Origin of the sequence: Escherichia sp. WS3227_2 (assembly GCF_046486495.1) — a bacterium.
Classification (GTDB): Bacteria; Pseudomonadota; Gammaproteobacteria; order Enterobacterales; family Enterobacteriaceae; genus Escherichia; species Escherichia coli.
This window is the reverse complement of sequence record NZ_JBJQLG010000019.1, coordinates 1-14832: the sequence shown is the minus strand read 5'-3', so window position 1 is coordinate 14832 and position 14832 is coordinate 1. Positions and strand designations below refer to the sequence as shown.

24 protein-coding genes and 1 pseudogene are annotated in these 14832 nt (G+C 42.7%); 4 read left to right on the top strand and 21 right to left on the bottom strand.

Going from position 1 to position 14832, the window contains the following annotated elements:
- Nucleotides 1-2: 2 nt before the first annotated feature.
- From ACJHXB_RS21465 to ACJHXB_RS21435, 7 genes are all read right to left on the bottom strand, one after another.
- Nucleotides 3-401, bottom strand: coding sequence for a hypothetical protein (locus ACJHXB_RS21465; protein ID WP_001153665.1), 399 nt, complete (start codon nt 399-401; stop codon nt 3-5).
- A gap of 118 nt (nt 402-519) precedes the next feature.
- Nucleotides 520-957: a type IV pilus biogenesis protein PilM gene (gene pilM / locus ACJHXB_RS21460; RefSeq protein ID WP_000539665.1), complete on the bottom strand. Its 438-nt coding sequence runs from the start codon at nt 955-957 to the stop codon at nt 520-522.
- Nucleotides 958-962: 5 nt separating this feature from the next.
- On the bottom strand, nt 963-2198 hold the full coding sequence (locus tag ACJHXB_RS21455; RefSeq protein ID WP_072652802.1) for a TcpQ domain-containing protein: 1236 nt from the start codon (nt 2196-2198) through the stop codon (nt 963-965).
- Nucleotides 2199-2200: 2 nt separating this feature from the next.
- Nucleotides 2201-2500: a TrbM/KikA/MpfK family conjugal transfer protein gene (locus tag ACJHXB_RS21450; RefSeq protein WP_000835764.1), complete on the bottom strand. Its 300-nt coding sequence runs from the start codon at nt 2498-2500 to the stop codon at nt 2201-2203.
- Between the two features lie 67 nt (nt 2501-2567).
- A complete protein-coding gene (locus ACJHXB_RS21445) occupies nt 2568-2849 on the bottom strand; it encodes a type II toxin-antitoxin system RelE family toxin (RefSeq protein ID WP_000638823.1) in 282 nt (93 codons plus the stop codon).
- Nucleotides 2839-3090 (bottom strand): type II toxin-antitoxin system Phd/YefM family antitoxin, encoded by a 252-nt coding sequence (locus ACJHXB_RS21440; protein WP_000121741.1) that lies wholly within the window; start codon nt 3088-3090, stop codon nt 2839-2841. The genes ACJHXB_RS21445 and ACJHXB_RS21440 overlap by 11 nt, the downstream gene beginning before the upstream one ends.
- 99 nt (nt 3091-3189) lie before the next feature.
- Nucleotides 3190-3825: a hypothetical protein gene (locus tag ACJHXB_RS21435; protein WP_015059536.1), complete on the bottom strand. Its 636-nt coding sequence runs from the start codon at nt 3823-3825 to the stop codon at nt 3190-3192.
- 47 nt (nt 3826-3872) lie between these two features.
- On the opposite strand from ACJHXB_RS21435, the gene ACJHXB_RS21430 reads away from it, so the two are divergent.
- Nucleotides 3873-4682, top strand: coding sequence for a DUF5710 domain-containing protein (locus ACJHXB_RS21430; RefSeq protein WP_171004827.1), 810 nt, complete (start codon nt 3873-3875; stop codon nt 4680-4682).
- Between the two features lie 222 nt (nt 4683-4904).
- Here ACJHXB_RS21430 and ACJHXB_RS21425 read toward each other — a convergent pair whose 3' ends face one another.
- From ACJHXB_RS21425 to ACJHXB_RS21365, 13 genes are all read right to left on the bottom strand, one after another.
- Nucleotides 4905-5129, bottom strand: a complete 225-nt coding sequence (locus ACJHXB_RS21425) for an EexN family lipoprotein (RefSeq protein ID WP_000713562.1) — start codon at nt 5127-5129, stop codon at nt 4905-4907.
- A gap of 8 nt (nt 5130-5137) precedes the next feature.
- On the bottom strand, nt 5138-5782 hold the full coding sequence (locus tag ACJHXB_RS21420) for a type IV secretion system protein (RefSeq protein ID WP_001310442.1): 645 nt from the start codon (nt 5780-5782) through the stop codon (nt 5138-5140).
- A gap of 5 nt (nt 5783-5787) precedes the next feature.
- Nucleotides 5788-6783 (bottom strand): type IV secretion system protein, encoded by a 996-nt coding sequence (locus ACJHXB_RS21415; RefSeq protein ID WP_065304446.1) that lies wholly within the window; start codon nt 6781-6783, stop codon nt 5788-5790.
- A gap of 3 nt (nt 6784-6786) precedes the next feature.
- On the bottom strand, nt 6787-7044 hold the full coding sequence (locus tag ACJHXB_RS21410; protein WP_000739144.1) for a hypothetical protein: 258 nt from the start codon (nt 7042-7044) through the stop codon (nt 6787-6789).
- Nucleotides 7041-7343 (bottom strand): hypothetical protein, encoded by a 303-nt coding sequence (locus tag ACJHXB_RS21405; RefSeq protein WP_001360345.1) that lies wholly within the window; start codon nt 7341-7343, stop codon nt 7041-7043. The genes ACJHXB_RS21410 and ACJHXB_RS21405 overlap by 4 nt, the downstream gene beginning before the upstream one ends.
- Entirely contained in the window at nt 7324-7581 is a 258-nt protein-coding gene (locus tag ACJHXB_RS21400) for a hypothetical protein (RefSeq protein ID WP_001542015.1), read from the bottom strand. The genes ACJHXB_RS21405 and ACJHXB_RS21400 overlap by 20 nt, the downstream gene beginning before the upstream one ends.
- A gap of 32 nt (nt 7582-7613) precedes the next feature.
- Entirely contained in the window at nt 7614-8060 is a 447-nt protein-coding gene (locus tag ACJHXB_RS21395) for a hypothetical protein (RefSeq protein WP_001243165.1), read from the bottom strand.
- 10 nt (nt 8061-8070) lie between these two features.
- Complete coding sequence (locus tag ACJHXB_RS21390) at nt 8071-8241, bottom strand: hypothetical protein (protein WP_000550720.1); 171 nt, start codon at nt 8239-8241, stop codon at nt 8071-8073.
- Nucleotides 8242-8244: 3 nt separating this feature from the next.
- On the bottom strand, nt 8245-8688 hold the full coding sequence (locus tag ACJHXB_RS21385; RefSeq protein WP_000964330.1) for an NfeD family protein: 444 nt from the start codon (nt 8686-8688) through the stop codon (nt 8245-8247).
- Nucleotides 8689-9061: 373 nt separating this feature from the next.
- Nucleotides 9062-10039 carry an SPFH domain-containing protein gene (locus ACJHXB_RS21380; RefSeq protein ID WP_215412611.1) on the bottom strand — a complete coding sequence of 326 codons (978 nt, stop codon included), beginning with the start codon at nt 10037-10039 and terminating at the stop codon, nt 9062-9064.
- A 2-nt stretch (nt 10040-10041) separates the two neighbouring features.
- Complete coding sequence (locus ACJHXB_RS21375; protein WP_000753050.1) at nt 10042-10218, bottom strand: hypothetical protein; 177 nt, start codon at nt 10216-10218, stop codon at nt 10042-10044.
- Nucleotides 10211-10426: a DUF1187 family protein gene (locus ACJHXB_RS21370; protein ID WP_001127357.1), complete on the bottom strand. Its 216-nt coding sequence runs from the start codon at nt 10424-10426 to the stop codon at nt 10211-10213. Before ACJHXB_RS21370 ends, ACJHXB_RS21375 begins: the two co-directional genes overlap by 8 nt.
- A complete protein-coding gene (locus ACJHXB_RS21365; RefSeq protein WP_000101552.1) occupies nt 10419-10871 on the bottom strand; it encodes a CaiF/GrlA family transcriptional regulator in 453 nt (150 codons plus the stop codon). The genes ACJHXB_RS21370 and ACJHXB_RS21365 overlap by 8 nt, the downstream gene beginning before the upstream one ends.
- A 1131-nt stretch (nt 10872-12002) precedes the next feature.
- Here ACJHXB_RS21365 and repA point away from each other — a divergent pair.
- Together repA and ACJHXB_RS21355 are read left to right on the top strand one after the other, a co-directional pair.
- Complete coding sequence (gene repA / locus ACJHXB_RS21360; protein ID WP_001175212.1) at nt 12003-13031, top strand: plasmid replication initiator RepA; 1029 nt, start codon at nt 12003-12005, stop codon at nt 13029-13031.
- Nucleotides 13032-13731: 700 nt separating this feature from the next.
- Nucleotides 13732-13922, top strand: a pseudogene (locus ACJHXB_RS21355) (hypothetical protein).
- A gap of 114 nt (nt 13923-14036) precedes the next feature.
- Here ACJHXB_RS21355 and tnpA read toward each other — a convergent pair.
- Entirely contained in the window at nt 14037-14441 is a 405-nt protein-coding gene (gene tnpA, locus ACJHXB_RS21350) for an IS200/IS605 family transposase (RefSeq protein ID WP_001175008.1), read from the bottom strand.
- 58 nt (nt 14442-14499) lie between these two features.
- On the opposite strand from tnpA, the gene ACJHXB_RS21345 reads away from it, so the two are divergent.
- On the top strand, nt 14500-14832 hold a 333-nt coding region (locus ACJHXB_RS21345), incomplete at its 3' end, for a helix-turn-helix domain-containing protein (RefSeq protein WP_410233535.1).

Sequence of the window (14832 nt, the reverse complement as noted above, 5' to 3'; positions counted from 1 at the left end):
TATTAAATTCGTGAAGAACGTTTTTTCCTGCGGGGGCGACGAACGATACTGTCCAGCTCATTAGCGCCGGAAAGAAGTTCTTTCAGCGAGACAATTTTTTCCCTGACAGGTATAAGGGATTTTGCCCCCGGACATTGTTCAAAGTCTGATTTGTACAGGTCGTATAAAACAAGCGTATGTTTTACATCCTGTGACAGATAATTATGTTTATTCTGGATGTTACCTTGTTCGATATTTTTGATAACATCTGCTGAACGATGAATTAAATCTGTATAGATTCGGGTGTTTTTAAGGGGATTTATTTTTATATATTCAGAAGCAAGCTGAATAAGATTGCATCGTAAGATAAGGACTTCACGAGTGGCAATATCAAGCTCGCTGAGATCATCATTATCCTGCATGGGTATCTCCGGTAAAGATTTTCTGGACTGAAGTCCGCGCCGTAGCGATATATCCGGCCCACATAATGATGTGTCGGATATGCAGACTCCAGTTCAGAATCCCCTTGTCAGGGGATATTTAGTTAATGAGTACAATAGCCTCTTCTGGAATGGAGGAAGGAACGGGAACGCCCATATCATTCCCCTGATTATCGACAATCTTCTTATTTTTTACTCTTCCTAACATTGCTGAATGTTTTGTTTGCTGCTGCAAAGCAGACATCAGACCTTCTGTATCGGCAGACCAGATATAAACTCGCTTACCGTAAATAATATGATGAATATCATAAACGGGTGTTATACCGATTTGCTCAGATGTTAACGTTCCTCCTGAATTACGTTTGTCTGGATATTTATAAAGATAGTCATTGATAACATTTGCGAAATGGACAAATTCAATTGCTTCCTGTTTTGCAGGAAGCAACTTCATTCGCTGTATGGTTTGGTTATTGTTATCTGTCAGATAGTAACTGCCTATTGACAGGAATATCAGGAGCAAGCTGAAGAACCAACCCATAGCGATTACTCCTGTTGTGTGTCTTTAATTGTGATTACGCATTGTGAAATATTCCTGAATGCGTATAACGGTTTATCTGCTGAAAGATAAAGCATCAGCGTATCTTTTAATGCAGATTCAAAGTTTCCCCGGAAAATAAGAGGAGCATCTATTCTGTAGTTCACAGGAGTATCCCATACAAGATTCCAGGTTGAATTACCACACGGTGAACTTGACGCCCATTCGGTGAGGCCATCCCGCAGCGTCGAACCTTTTTTAAGATTCCAGGTGAGTTTTTCTGTCTGTTTTTGCGGAACGGTGACAGGCGTTAGCGGTTTTTGAGGTAACTTGTCAGAGGAAACTGGTGTCCTGACAGGAGATGCAGGGGTTTTGTCAGGAGATACAGGTGCTTTTTGTGATGTTTTCCCTTTCTGTTGTTGAAAATCAATCAGAAGATGTCTTTTTTCGGTGTTCTTAATTACCGTCAGACCGTAGTTGCGAAGCATTTTATCCAGGACATAAGGCCATTGATCGTTGCCCTGCCAGGATATCGTGCGACGGAAAGTTTTCGTTACCTCCGGGGATATTTCAGCCGTCCAGTCCGATGGGACAATTTCTTTTAATGCTTTTTGCAGCGAGCCTTTACCATCATGGCGAACAAAGTAAATTTGCTTTTCAGGTGTTGATGGGCCTGTAAGCGTGGTGGCCGGAACAGCGTTGTTAGCGTTTTTTTTCAGAAAACCGCTTTTTGACATTAGCGGTGGTTGTTCAGGACGCGGTTTTGTCTGCTGATCAGTCTTTTGTGCCGTTTGTGCCTGATGGTTGTTGCTACTGATTGGCTTTGCGGGAGAGAGTGCTGGTTGTTCAGAATGCTGTTTAGTTGCTCCTTTGGCTGCTGTTTTTATCTCACCAGATGAAGTTATGCTGTTTGTTGTCGGCTTCAGAAAACTATTATTGCTGCCCTGGTTTTTTGGCGCTGTCGCTGATTGCTCAGAACGTGGTTTTACGGTTTCTGCAATACGAGGCGCGGGAGTTACGTTTATGGCTTCCTTTTTGAGATAATTATCATTGCTGTATTGAACAGTGCTGTTTGGCTGTGACACGGGCTGCTGAAGGGCCACCCCGTTATGGTATGTGTCTGCTCTTACCTGCTCAATTGTGGTATTCAGTTCATACCAACCTCCTTTTGCCTGTGCGGGTTCAGGGGCATGGGAACACGCATTCAGCAATAATGTGGTGGGAATAATAATGAGCTTTTTCATGGTTAACCCCAGGAACGTCCGAACTTACTCATGATTTTTGAGATCGCCGCAGGGTCTGCGGTCGTGCATTGATTAAGAAACGCTTTTCGGGCATCAAAGGTTTTGCTCCAGCGAATAGATCCCTTTTTCTTTTTGATGATATTAAAGAAGTCCTTTTCGGCGCTTTTGCATTCGCTCCCGCCGCCGCTACCGATAGCTTTACCGTACAGACAAAGAACGGAAGCACACGGATCAGACGCATATACGGGGGCAGTGAGTGCGATAGCACTTGCGGCAACCATCGATAAAATGATGGATTTCATGGTGTTCCTCCATATTTCAGGCAAAAGAAAACCCGCACGAGGCGGGTTACTTGACAGGTTTAAAATATCAGCGGGTATCTGCCATGTGATAGACGTCGCTGCCTTCTCTTTTTCCCACAGAAATCACAAGCAAAACGACCTTCTCATCAATTACCTGATAAACGAGCCTGTAACCGGATGCGCGAAGCTTAATTTTGTAACGGTCAGTATGACCATGTAGCTTGGCTGCGGGGACGCGTGGATTTATCAGGCGTTCTGACAGTTTCTTTTTGAATTGCTCACGAACAGTGTGACCGAGTTTTTGCCATTCCTTCAGTGCTCTGTGGTCAAATGCCAGTTCATAAATCATCCAGGTTAACCCTTACAATGTCTGGATTTTTCATTCTTTCATCAGCAATTGCGTTGAGTTCAGCGTCTTCAGCGAGTTCCCGGTAGTAGGCATAAAGTTCTGGTGGGACACAGTAGAACGCTGGTTCATTTCGGTTCAGGATTGCGACGGCATCCCCTTCTCCTTCGGCTACAGTTCCCATAGGATTTTTTTTCAGGTCAGTAATACTGGCTGCTGTCGTAGTCAGAATTTGGTAGCTCATAAGTCCTCCATTTGTATCATGGAGATTGTAGCACCTTAAAAAGACTTTTAAAGGTGCTTTTGATTGTGGGGAACGACAAAAATGATCCGGGGTTGGGAATCAACGCACGTGTGGCGTAATGATGACAATCCGGTTCTCACTTTGGCTATCAGCATTAACTCCAGTAAAACCACTCACGATAAGGGGCTGGTCCGGTTTGAGTAAAATATTCTGCTTGACAGTCAGTTTCCGTATCGGGTCAGTGGTTGTGAGTAGCAGGTGGAAATTTCCACGCTCAATCTCCGGTGCTATCCGCATTGTGAAGCCAGCAGTCCGATCTTTTTCAGCCAGTGTAGTGTCACCGGATATTGCCTGACGGGGGATCAGTTCCGTGGCAGGTTCCCAGCTTCCGGCAGATGTTGTTTGTGATTCAACGCACGGGGTACTCTGCATTATTTTGCGGATTGTTTCGGAGGATATCGCCTGACCGTCATCAAAGAATGCACTACGGAAAATCACGTTCTGATTTTTGGCAAACAAGCCTGGATGCCGCTCGCTCAGACTTTCGTATATATTCATACCATTCAAACAAACAGGAGAACTGTCCGGCAGGTCTGTTCGCACGGTATCAATTTTCAACGTTATCTGGTGGTCATTTGAGGTTAACGGTGACTCAGGTACTGGTTGTGTTTTGCTATCCGCGCAGCCTGACAGTAATGCGGTGGCGGCAACCATCGATAAAATGATGGATTTCATGGTGTTCCTCCATATTTCAGACAAAAGAAAACCCGCACGAGGCGGGTATGAATGAGCCATTAAAGGCGGAATTGCACTCTTTGTTTAGTTTTGATATCTATCCTGTTGCATCATCAGAACAGAATACTGGAGTTAAGTTGGTTATGGCGCGGTTTTATTTAAATGTTCCGTTTGAAGAAAAGGAGTTAGCCAAACAAAAAGGGGCGCAATGGGATCAAGAACAACGGAAATGGTTTGTTCCACAGGGGAAAAATCCAATTTATTTTATTCAGTGGGTAAAAGAATTAAACGAACATGATTACAATATTTTTTCTCAACGTTTTTATATTGCGGAAAATCACCAGTCTTGTTGGCGCTGTAAGAAAACAACTCCTGTGTTTGGTATTTTTTTACCTCGTTGGTATAAGTATAGAGACGTTATTTGGGGAGTTGATCCTGCCGAATGGGAAGATTGTATATTAGATGAATGGTATGAAACATCCTCCCCTAAGGGTATGGAGTATTTTGATTCAAAGAAAAATATGATTTATCGGTGGTTAACCAGTAGAGTATGGTGGACTGATTTAACGAAAATTGAAATAATTTCAACCTCTGCTCTCTCAAGGATTAATGAGTATTCAAAATTATATTATCCATCCCATAGCAAAACAGCAAAAATGAAGTATTACGCGAATCATTGTTGTCATTGTAACGCAATGCAAGGTGATTTTATGATGTTTAATGAGCCAGGGGGCGTGTTCTTCCCTGTAACATATGAACAGGCGGAGAAAATAAGATTCCATGAAGTCAATGAAACAATATTTGCCAAAGCAAGTTATAGTTTAATACCCGAAGCCGGAGGTTTCATAGATCTTTAAGCAAGATAAGACCCGCACGAGGCGGGTATTCTTTTAAATAGAATCACCTTGCTATAGGGAAGGTGATTCTATTGTAAACGTTCCATTAGATCCCGCACTGTCTTCTTGTACTCTTCTTTTTGTGCGTTGTTCTAATGCAGCACGAACATTAGAACTATTTATCAACTGGTCACTGCGTACAGCCAAAAAAAGCCCGCTTTGCGAGCTGTTTTTAATGAAGGATTATTGCATCATATTTTTAAATGCTTTACCCGATTGCTCTTTTTGAATGGCTTCACGCGCATTTTCGCAGTTTTGACCAGACATATCCCCTTTGCTGCATTTTTCGACAACATCTTGGGCTTGTTCAAGATGTTCAGTGTAGTAACTGACATCATAAACTTTGTCTTCACAAGCAGCTAAAAGGAAGCATGACAAGATAGTTAAAGTGCTTATGAATTTTTTCATTCGAACACCTATTGCATCATTAATTTAAACTTTTCTCGACTAACAGCCTCTTGTCTTGCATTTTCAGACGCGATTAGCTGTCTCTCTGCAATATCATATTGCTTCAATTGTAGCTCCATTGTCAATTTTTCTGTATTCAATTGGTTAGATAAGTCAGCTTTTTTTTGCGGAGTATCTGCTGACGCGAACTCCTTCTGTAACGTGGTTAATCTCTTAGCCCTTTCCTGCATTTCATTGTTGAAATTTTCATAGAATTTGATCTTAGCCAGGATTGCATCATATTTTTGTTGCGTCTCTGCAATGTTGCTTGATAAGTCATATTGCGATCGCAAAGAGCTAAGATCTGATTTTGCACTATTTGTTATTGTTGATAGAGAATCCTTCATATAGCTGGATGCGCTATCAAAGCCATTGCTGAAATCAGTGAAGCCTTCGAGTCTTTTCTTCTGTTCTTCAGCGTATCTTATGGTCTGTTCATATTGTTGCTTGAGTTGCTCAAGCTGTCTTGCCGCTTCAGCGGCACGATTTAGCCCTTCTTCAACTGTTTTAGCTATCGCTGTAACGTCTACTACTGGAATACCAGATGCAAAGATTGATGGTGATGTTACGGTAATTATTCCAGCAAAGAGAAATGATAATACTTTATCTTTCATGTTAATCACCCCGCTTTAAGTTTACTTCCACGGTTTAATCCCTGAACTAATGCTGATGCAGAACGACTTCCTGCATTAAAGAATGGATTTGGCATTTTGCTGGCAAATCCATTGGTGAAAGATCGGAGTCCTGATGCTCGCATAAAACCAGATGCAACCTTACCTCCAAAGCCATTAGCGGCTGATGTAAGGCCATTTATACCTACCCCACCTGTTAATGTAGAACAGAGTGTGCCAACTTGTTCTATAAGGAATATGGAAATAATAGTAATAAGGAAAAAGTAAACTACAATAGATAGTTTTATATCTCCATTAACAGGGACAACTGATTCAACGAAACTAATTAAGAAACTAAATGATATGCTATAGAATAAATTTAACAGTATATAGTTGAGACAACTGCCGACCCATGCAGTAAACATATTTCTGGTCGATGAAAATAGAGCGAAACAAATGAATAAAATGCCAGCGGAAAGAAGAATTCCAACCATAAAAGTTGATAGTGTCAAGAAAACAGTAGTGTAATAGATGAGAAGCATTCCGCCGATATAGCCAATCCCCCATACTAGATAAACCCCCATTTTCTCAGCAATTTGGAACTTTCCATAAATACTCATACTTGTATCAAGGAAGTTGTTTAAATTCGTAGATAGAGCGTTCCACAAATTATCAACACTGGTTGCAGTTCCTGAACCTCCAGTAACAGCAGCAGAAAGGTCGGAGCCAGCGTGCATGACAAAAGGAATAACAAACTGGCTGTAATAAGGCGCTGAATAAGTGAATGCACCAACCAGGGCGAATGCACCGATATTCTTAGTCACCTCGCTCATCAGGACGTCACGTTGGGCATACGTGATTTCATATATTAGATAAATAACGTATAAGGCTATAGCCGCAAAAAATGTAGGAGATATTGCCTGTGCGACCTTAGCGGCGTTCGTCGCCGCTGTGGATTCAACAATGGTTGTTACTTTCTCAAGAAATTCTGAAACAATGTTCATAGCTTAGTCCTTCTGGCAGATGAAGAGTTCACCAGAGGCACTAATATTTGGCTTCAGCTTAATTACCAGGTCTGTGCCGAAAAAAATTGCTTCTCCAATTTTTTGGAAATTTAATGTGGATTCTTCTTTATTGTAACTATAAACGTTGTGGGTCGCTGTCGATGTTTTGGTTTTACGTGGTGTAAACGCTTTTTTAATGATGTAATCGAGAGCGTGGCTGTTATGAGATGGTAAAGTGATTAAATCGTCGTTTTTTTTCATAATGTAGTTCTGATTTTTGAGGTTGAAGATAATTGTCGGTCAATGCTTTTGATTTTTTTTCGTATCTCAATTGGATTCGCCTCAGATAAGTTAGCAATGGATAAAGCCAGTTCGATTTGTAAAATTTTCCTTGTTTCGATGAGATTGATTTTTACTTGTGGTATATCACGGAAGACACCACAGCCTGTAATTGCTTTTGAAACGACACGTTCTGTATTCGCTATGCTTTTCTTTACTGTTCGAGGGGGGACATAACGTGCACGGCGAAGTTTTCTCAGATTAGCTTTTGCTTGAGTCATATTTGTATGCCATGAATAAATAAATGCTTTCTTCAAAGCCTGAATAAGCATAAACCAGTAATATGGTGGCTAAAGGCAAAGAAAAGGTGAAATGAATAACGGCATTCAGAACTGAACCGGTTAATGTATATAAGACAAACGGTGCTGAAAGTATGAAAGCACCCAGCAGGAAAGAAAAAACATTGCACGCCATTTTTAATAAAAATATTTTTATTAGGTGATGTTTTTTTCTGTACATTTCATCGTATCCTTCAGGGGGCTGTCACCTTCTCACGTTGTTGCTTCCATCGCGAGAGCTTCAACAAGTTCATTGATACAAGTCCGTTCTGCCGGAACTTCCCGACCTGTAACCGGGTCGAAAACGATATGCTCATTTTCAACGTAACGCAGGCGATCGTAGATTTTTTGACGAGCTTTTATCTTAATCACGTCCAGCTCTGCATGTTTTAACTTTTCTCGTCTATCGCCGATGAAAAATATTATCCATATGACAGCCATGATAATTGCCGTACAGGGGAGCATGTAGCTTAATACTTTTACAGCCACAGCAAATGTATCTTTGGCCCTTCCTGCTGCTGATTCAAGGATAAAAAAAGCTACAGTTATTATTATGACTGTGTATGTCTCGTATTTATTTACACCTCTAATACCAAATTTGCGTAATGTGGCTTTAGTTACAATCTCTGAAAGAGAAACACCTTCATTTGCGTTTCGCATTGAATTTTCCTCATACTATTCCTGTGACACTTAACACCATCAATAAAATATGTAATGCAGTAATGTTTTTTAGCGTTTTTTTGTAGGCTTCAATAAAATCCTTATCCAGAAGTCTGATAATAAAAATACATAGTGCATTCATCGCTGCTCCTGTAAGCGGAATTAACAACGAAAGATGCATGATTTATTCCTTGTTTTCACTCTTGTCTTCGATGGTCATTACTTTAAGAGTTATTCCTTGCATGTCTGTAACAATAACTCTTGTTCCCGCAGGGTAGTTTTCATTGTGTAACGTCTCAACAGGCCAGAATGTATCACCAATGAGTAATTGCCCCTTGCCGTTAACAATATCGTCACTGAGCGTAAATTCTTTTCCTTTAAAACGTGAATGCCCTGTGTTCACCAGGAGAGTGTCTAATTTCTTATGTTTTTTGTCATAGAAGAACTTAATTATCGACGCCAGTATGCTGATTGACGCAAAGAAACATATATTGGCTTCTTGTGATATCGGAAGAAAAAAGCCCATAATGGCGCTTGATAATGCACCAAGACTGATTAAGAGTAACCATCCCGTTCCGGTTATAATTTCAAGTGCAATACACAGAAGAAACAGTGTAAACCATAACATGGCTAATCTCCATGATAAAAGGCGGAGAGTGAATAAAGATAATAAAGGTGGTAACAAACGGCTAATACATTAAACAACAGACATAAACCGAAGAATATGCCATTCAAACTCCATATAAGCAGAGGCATCGTTGCTATCATGAGCGTCGAAGATCCCCAGTCTAGCCATCTTGGAAATATGGAGTCGATAATATGCTGTAGTCTTTCTCTTTCATTATTATCTCTTGTAATAGAAAGGAGAAAAAACCATGTTGACATGGGAATTATATACAAAATGATAATGATGCATGTATAAGTTTTCATTTTAATGGCTCACTCAGGAGTTAAGATAAGGACGGTGATTAAAATAATATTGTCACCGTCCGCTATCTTTTTTAAGACAAATATTGTTGAGCCTGTTTCATATCAACTTTGGGAGTATCCTGTGATACGTTTTTTAGCAGTTCACTGATACCTGCAACCGAACTCACCAGGCTACTTGAATCAAGAGGCATCATAACCAGTTTACTGTTTGATGCAGTGCCAATTGCCTGGAGTGCTTCAGTGTATTTCTGCGCAATAAAGTAATTAACAGACTGAACATCACCTTCAGCGATTGCATCCGACACCAGTTTTGTTGCGCGAGCTTCCGCTTCTGCCTGACGTTCGCGTGCTTCAGACTGAAGAAATGCTGATTGCCGTTCCCCTTCCGCTTTCAGTATTTGAGACTGTTTTTCCCCTTCTGCCTTCAGAATTTCTGACTGGCGGATACCTTCCGCTTCAAGAATCCGGGCACGCTTAGTTCGTTCCGCTTTCATTTGCGCGTTCATCGCTTCAGTCAGTTCTTTTGGTGGTTTAACATCCCGAATTTCAATACGTGTGACCTTAATTCCCCACGGGTCAGTCGCATAATCGACAACCGTTAACAGTTTAGAATTGATGCTGTCACGTTGAGAAAGCATATCGTCGAGATTCATTCCACCAACGACAGTTCGGATATTGGTCATAACAAGATTTGAAATAGCTGATGCAAGATTATCGACTTCATAAGCTGCCTTCGCTGCATCAATGACCTGGATAAAACAAACAGCATCGATAGTTACGTTTGCATTGTCTTTCGAAATAACTTCCTGTTTAGGAATATCCAGGACGGTTTCCATCATGTTGATCCGTTGACCTATGCGGTCCATAAACGGGATCAGGAAGTGAAGACCGGGGGAAAGCGTATGGGTATATTTACCAAAGCGTTCCACTGTCCAGGCATTACCTTGTGGCACGATTTTGACGGCAGATTTAACGAATATCAGCGCGACTAAAATTAATAAGAGTAACGGAATAGATGTAACTATTGGCGTAATTATAGCGTCAATCATGATTAATCCTCTCCCCATTCATCACAATATGCTTCAACCGGAGTTTTTCCTGCTTCATAATCACCACGCCATGCTTCCGCATCGGCGGCATTTCCACCGCGTAACTCTGCGTAATCCATTAATAGCTCGTGCCATTCTTCAAATGTTACGGTTTGTTTAGTGGAACCAAAATCAGCCATATGTATTTCCTGCATTTTGTGGAGGTATCTCTTTGCAAATGAAATCTGAAATATGAACATCAACAGAAAAACACTTTCCTGCTTCTTTTTCTTTTGAGAAGTTTTTTCTGCATTCTTCAGCGGTCATAGGGAAGTCGCTGTAATGAGTCCATTTCACGGGGCCACCACCTGGTTTTTTGATGGTTGCGTTTATTTGGTACTTAGGCATTCAAAAATACCTCCACTCGATCACCTGTCTTTCTTGAACACATCCAGCGGCGCAGTTCTGTAAAACTATCCTGGATCTCACAACGGGTACTTTTCATTGTGACAGTTGGTATATTGTCGTAGCTGGCATATGCAATCTCTTTTTTGGGTGTGCGCAATATGCCTTTGTCAATATCAAGAATCCTGAACGCGCTAATTCTTCTTTTGTGCTCGTTAAATAGTGTTCGTTTAGTTGCTGTTATCTGCTTCTGTGCTTCCTGGTAAATGTAGGTAAGTACATCATAAGATTGTTGCTGTGTAATAAGGAAATTACGGCTAACATCCGTTGTTGTGAGCGTTTTATTATTTCTTAATCCCCAATAAGCCACGATGATATAGAGTGGATATCCTTTCAAATCTGCCACACATTCAGGAATGACAGGATTAATTTTTAACTTACGCGCCATATTTTCTCCCGGTTGTTTGTCTGAAATAGAAACATCCCCGGAATACAGCGTCATAAGCTAATTATGAAAAGTTGCAGCCACTCACTACAGGCTCTTTATCTGATTGTTCATCATCATGCATAGCTAAACCCCCTTACCTGGAGTGGAGACTGGCAAATCTGGTGTACTTCTGCGTTGCAGCCTGTACGACTTGCTCAGGGAGAGAGTGAGTGAGATTAACTCAACGCGAGTTCACCAAATAAGGGGGTTTAAGTATGCAGAATGATATTTGCGGATAAAGAGTCGTTACCTGTGTAGATGGCGCGGCACGTCACTCTGTTACGTAGCCCGTTGCTGACAGATGCCAGCGGTGCTTGAAATGCACGAATAATAACCTCCTTATGCCAGGGCTTTAGGCAATGACCGCTGTCCGGGGTTGTTAAAGAGCATGAGATGACAAGCGTTCTAACGGGCGTCAAAGAGTGCTCATTTTCCAGGCAATGAGCACAAAAAACGCGATGAACGAGCTTTTTACAATCATCTGGATAGTATTGTGTGTGCGACATTTAAAACCTGTCAATGCCAGAAGAGCGATCTAATGATCTGTATAATATCTAAAAAACAGAATAATATTCTGTTTGTTAAATGGTGTACGATCTAAAAATCTAGATAATACTGTTTGCGTGGTTTATTCGATCGTGTGAGTGGGTGTATGTAGTCAAAAAAACTTTTTTGAATATACAAAATTCTGAATTTCTGATTTTGTAAGGTTTTGTATGGGGAACGTCAGTAAAGAAGGGGCTTCACTAGCTGTTCTGAAAACGATTTTGAAGCTGTCAGAGATGTGTGTTGAATCAAAAAGGAAACGAGCCAGGCTTGAACATCGTTGATCGATTGCGCCCATGCTGCTAAATTTGCAGGCAAGTTTTCCGCGATTTGTAAATGCAGAAAACGAGGTGCTGAAATTTTGTTCGAGAACGTAAATTTCAGATAAAGAAAACCCCCGTAATCTCGTCTTTTCCAGGGAGCGCAGATTAGCGGGGGCTGACATCAAGGCAGAGCCTTGAGCTTATTTATTTCAGGTATGCTTGTTACCTGAGATGGAGTTTAATTCCATGAGAAGGAAATATCAACTCTTACAGTGCAAGCTAAGTGCAGCTTGCTGTGATTAGCAAACGTCACTGGTCTGAACTATCACCGGAAGAGCAGGTCCGTTTCTGGCAGGACTACGAAGCGGGTATTGAAAGCTCATTCCTGGTCCTCCAGGAAAACAAAGGCGGAACAACAAAACGTCGCCGGGGTGAACATTCCACTAAGCCAAAGTGTGAGAATCCAGCCTGGTTCCGTCCCGACAACTATAAGGCGCTGGGCGGACAGTTGGGCCACGCTTACAATCGTCTCGTTAAAAAAGACCCGGTCACTGGTCAGAACACACTCAGAATGCACATGTCGTTGCATCCATTTTATGTACTGAAACGTCAGAGTGTCGGTCGCAAATATAAATTCCGACCGGAAAAACAGCGGCTGCTTGACGCAATATGGGTTGTACTTGTGAGTTTTTGTGATCGTGGATTGCACACTGTCGGCATGTCTGTCTCCCGCCTGGCAGAAGAAATAAGCCCAAAAGACAGTAAGGGAGACGTGATTCCTGAAACCGCAGTCACAGTATCGCGCCTTTCCCGTCTGCTGGCAGAGCAGGTTTCCTTTGGCACGTTGGGAACGTCAGAAAAGACGATATGGGACCGTGAATCCCGCCAGCGACTGCCGAAATACGTCTGGATCACCGAAACTGGCTGGAAAATGCTGGGAGTTGATCTGGTGAAACTTCAGGAACAGCAACGTAAACGCCTTGCAGAAAGTGAAATCCGTCTGCAATTGATTAAAGAAGGCGTTATCCGCGAGGGCGAAGAAATCTCTGTTCACTCGGCTCGTAAACGCTGGTATGCGCAGCGTTCTCTCGATGCCATCAAGTCCCGACGTAAGAAAGCAGCGGAGCGCAAACGTGCTAATCGCCTGGCAAAACTGCCGTATGATGAACAGCGAAACGAAATTGCGCGGTTTATTCTGAAGCGTATGCCGCCGGACGAAGCGTACTGGTGCACTAAAGAAAGATTAGAGCAACTGGTAGCCAGAGATCTACGTCAGCTTGAACTGGCTCTGACAGCTTCGCCACCCCACTAGTTTAGCTGCCTGATACAATCGGCACTCTCTTCAGCCCCTTCGGGGCTTTTCGTGTTGCCTGCATTTCATGAAATTCCTCATATTTGACGACCGTTTTTCATTTTGTCCCGCTCTGACAGTTTTTTGATGGCCGCAATAGGGTATCGGAGTAAAAACGCCTTCGGTTATCCACAAAAACCCGCAAAGGAATAGCTTCAGAAAGCAGCAAACATAGAACATCAAACCCGCAATATATTCTTAACCCCTGTTCTTTAATCCCCTGCGTTGCTTCGCCGCAGGGAAAATATTTATCTTTGAAACAACTGTGGATAATTACAAAAATGCCTTCGCTTGCAGCGGCTAACGCCGCGCCGCTCAGAATATAAAAGTACCTCCCACCGCTTCGCGGCGGGCATATGGACTTCTGCCTAATGAAAAACAAAGCCCCTCCAACCCTCTTACAAAAAAACGCTGCAAATACTCAGCCACAGCGCCCAACCCATCACTGAAAAGCGCCGCCGCCCCCGCCCGAAGGGCGGGAACAACATCGCTTTCAATAATGGATGTTGTAACTAAGAAATCACATGGCTGTCAGTCTTCTGGCTGGAAGTACCAAGTACACGCTCGTAAGCGGTCCTGGCGGCCCGCTAACGCGGAGATACGCCCCGACTGCGGGTAAACCCTTGTCGGGACCACTCCGACCGCGCACAAAAGCTATTTCATGGCTGAAAGCGGGTATGGCTTAGCAGGATGGGGATAGGTAAGGTGAAACCTATCAATCAGTACCGGCTTACGCCGGGCTTCGGCGGTTTTACTCCAGTATCATATGTAACAACGGAGTGCCGCCTTCCATGCCGCTGGCGCGGCATCAAAAAAGAAAGCCCCCCAATGACGGGGGAAATAGCGTTTTGATCAAAATAATAATGCTAGTGTGCTTCTTGCGTGCCATCTTAACTTCCAAAGGGTACTCCCGCCGACATAAGGCGGGAGGGGAATTTGGACGGGCTTGAAAAGCCCGAAAGGTGATCAGCCACGCTGATGTTGAATGTATTGCTTCACAACTTCCAGCGGCGCACCTCCGCAGGAGCCAGCAAAGTATGACCTCGACCAGAGCACGGCTTTTCCGTATGCCCCCCGCAAATCAAGAAATTCATTTCGCAGACGGCGGGATGTCACTGCTTTCAGTGAGTTAACCAGTACCGAAAGTTGCACTGTTGGTGGGTATTCGATCAGCATGTGGACATGATCGACGTCTCCGTTACTTTCTTTAAGTTCTGCCCCAAAATCACGGCAGACTTCTGCTGCATACTGATGGAATGCTGCACAGTGTAACTCTCCCAGTATCTTTCGACGGTATTTTGTTACAAAGACAAGATGAACATGCAAAAGGAAGGCAGCATGTCTTGAACGATTGATTTTATATTTTTGCATTGAGGTTGGCCGTAAAAGCAGTAATATTGTAAGCAAATCTACTACACACTGAATGATGATGCTAATCCTGAAAGCCTACAAATTCAGACTGGAACCAACGCATGAGCAGTCGCAGCGTTTGCGGCAGTTATGTGGTTGCGCCCGTTTTGTCTGGAATTTAGGTCTTGCGGAGACAAAGCGCATACTTGGCTCAGGCGAAAAGCTACCTTCGGCTTTCGAGTTGAACCGGATGATTACGGTGTGGAAAAAAATGCCGGAATACATCTTCTTACAGGATGCTTATACCGACAATCTGCAACAAAAGCTGAAAGACCTGCATACCGCATGGAAACGTTGTTTTGATAAAAAGCTCGCAGCTAAGGCTCCGGTATGGAAACGAAAAAATGAGGGC

Coding starts and splice junctions, on each gene's coding strand:
- ACJHXB_RS21465 (WP_001153665.1), bottom strand. CDS start 401: ATGCAGGATAATGATGATCTCAGCGAGCTTGATATTGCCACTCGTGAA.
- pilM (WP_000539665.1), bottom strand. CDS start 957: ATGGGTTGGTTCTTCAGCTTGCTCCTGATATTCCTGTCAATAGGCAGT.
- ACJHXB_RS21455 (WP_072652802.1), bottom strand. CDS start 2,198: ATGAAAAAGCTCATTATTATTCCCACCACATTATTGCTGAATGCGTGT.
- ACJHXB_RS21450 (WP_000835764.1), bottom strand. CDS start 2,500: ATGAAATCCATCATTTTATCGATGGTTGCCGCAAGTGCTATCGCACTC.
- ACJHXB_RS21445 (WP_000638823.1), bottom strand. CDS start 2,849: ATGATTTATGAACTGGCATTTGACCACAGAGCACTGAAGGAATGGCAA.
- ACJHXB_RS21440 (WP_000121741.1), bottom strand. CDS start 3,090: ATGAGCTACCAAATTCTGACTACGACAGCAGCCAGTATTACTGACCTG.
- ACJHXB_RS21435 (WP_015059536.1), bottom strand. CDS start 3,825: ATGAAATCCATCATTTTATCGATGGTTGCCGCCACCGCATTACTGTCA.
- ACJHXB_RS21430 (WP_171004827.1), top strand. CDS start 3,873: ATGAATGAGCCATTAAAGGCGGAATTGCACTCTTTGTTTAGTTTTGAT.
- ACJHXB_RS21425 (WP_000713562.1), bottom strand. CDS start 5,129: ATGAAAAAATTCATAAGCACTTTAACTATCTTGTCATGCTTCCTTTTA.
- ACJHXB_RS21420 (WP_001310442.1), bottom strand. CDS start 5,782: ATGAAAGATAAAGTATTATCATTTCTCTTTGCTGGAATAATTACCGTA.
- ACJHXB_RS21415 (WP_065304446.1), bottom strand. CDS start 6,783: ATGAACATTGTTTCAGAATTTCTTGAGAAAGTAACAACCATTGTTGAA.
- ACJHXB_RS21410 (WP_000739144.1), bottom strand. CDS start 7,044: ATGAAAAAAAACGACGATTTAATCACTTTACCATCTCATAACAGCCAC.
- ACJHXB_RS21405 (WP_001360345.1), bottom strand. CDS start 7,343: ATGACTCAAGCAAAAGCTAATCTGAGAAAACTTCGCCGTGCACGTTAT.
- ACJHXB_RS21400 (WP_001542015.1), bottom strand. CDS start 7,581: ATGTACAGAAAAAAACATCACCTAATAAAAATATTTTTATTAAAAATG.
- ACJHXB_RS21395 (WP_001243165.1), bottom strand. CDS start 8,060: ATGCGAAACGCAAATGAAGGTGTTTCTCTTTCAGAGATTGTAACTAAA.
- ACJHXB_RS21390 (WP_000550720.1), bottom strand. CDS start 8,241: ATGCATCTTTCGTTGTTAATTCCGCTTACAGGAGCAGCGATGAATGCA.
- ACJHXB_RS21385 (WP_000964330.1), bottom strand. CDS start 8,688: ATGTTATGGTTTACACTGTTTCTTCTGTGTATTGCACTTGAAATTATA.
- ACJHXB_RS21380 (WP_215412611.1), bottom strand. CDS start 10,039: ATGATTGACGCTATAATTACGCCAATAGTTACATCTATTCCGTTACTC.
- ACJHXB_RS21375 (WP_000753050.1), bottom strand. CDS start 10,218: ATGGCTGATTTTGGTTCCACTAAACAAACCGTAACATTTGAAGAATGG.
- ACJHXB_RS21370 (WP_001127357.1), bottom strand. CDS start 10,426: ATGCCTAAGTACCAAATAAACGCAACCATCAAAAAACCAGGTGGTGGC.
- ACJHXB_RS21365 (WP_000101552.1), bottom strand. CDS start 10,871: ATGGCGCGTAAGTTAAAAATTAATCCTGTCATTCCTGAATGTGTGGCA.
- tnpA (WP_001175008.1), bottom strand. CDS start 14,441: ATGCAAAAATATAAAATCAATCGTTCAAGACATGCTGCCTTCCTTTTG.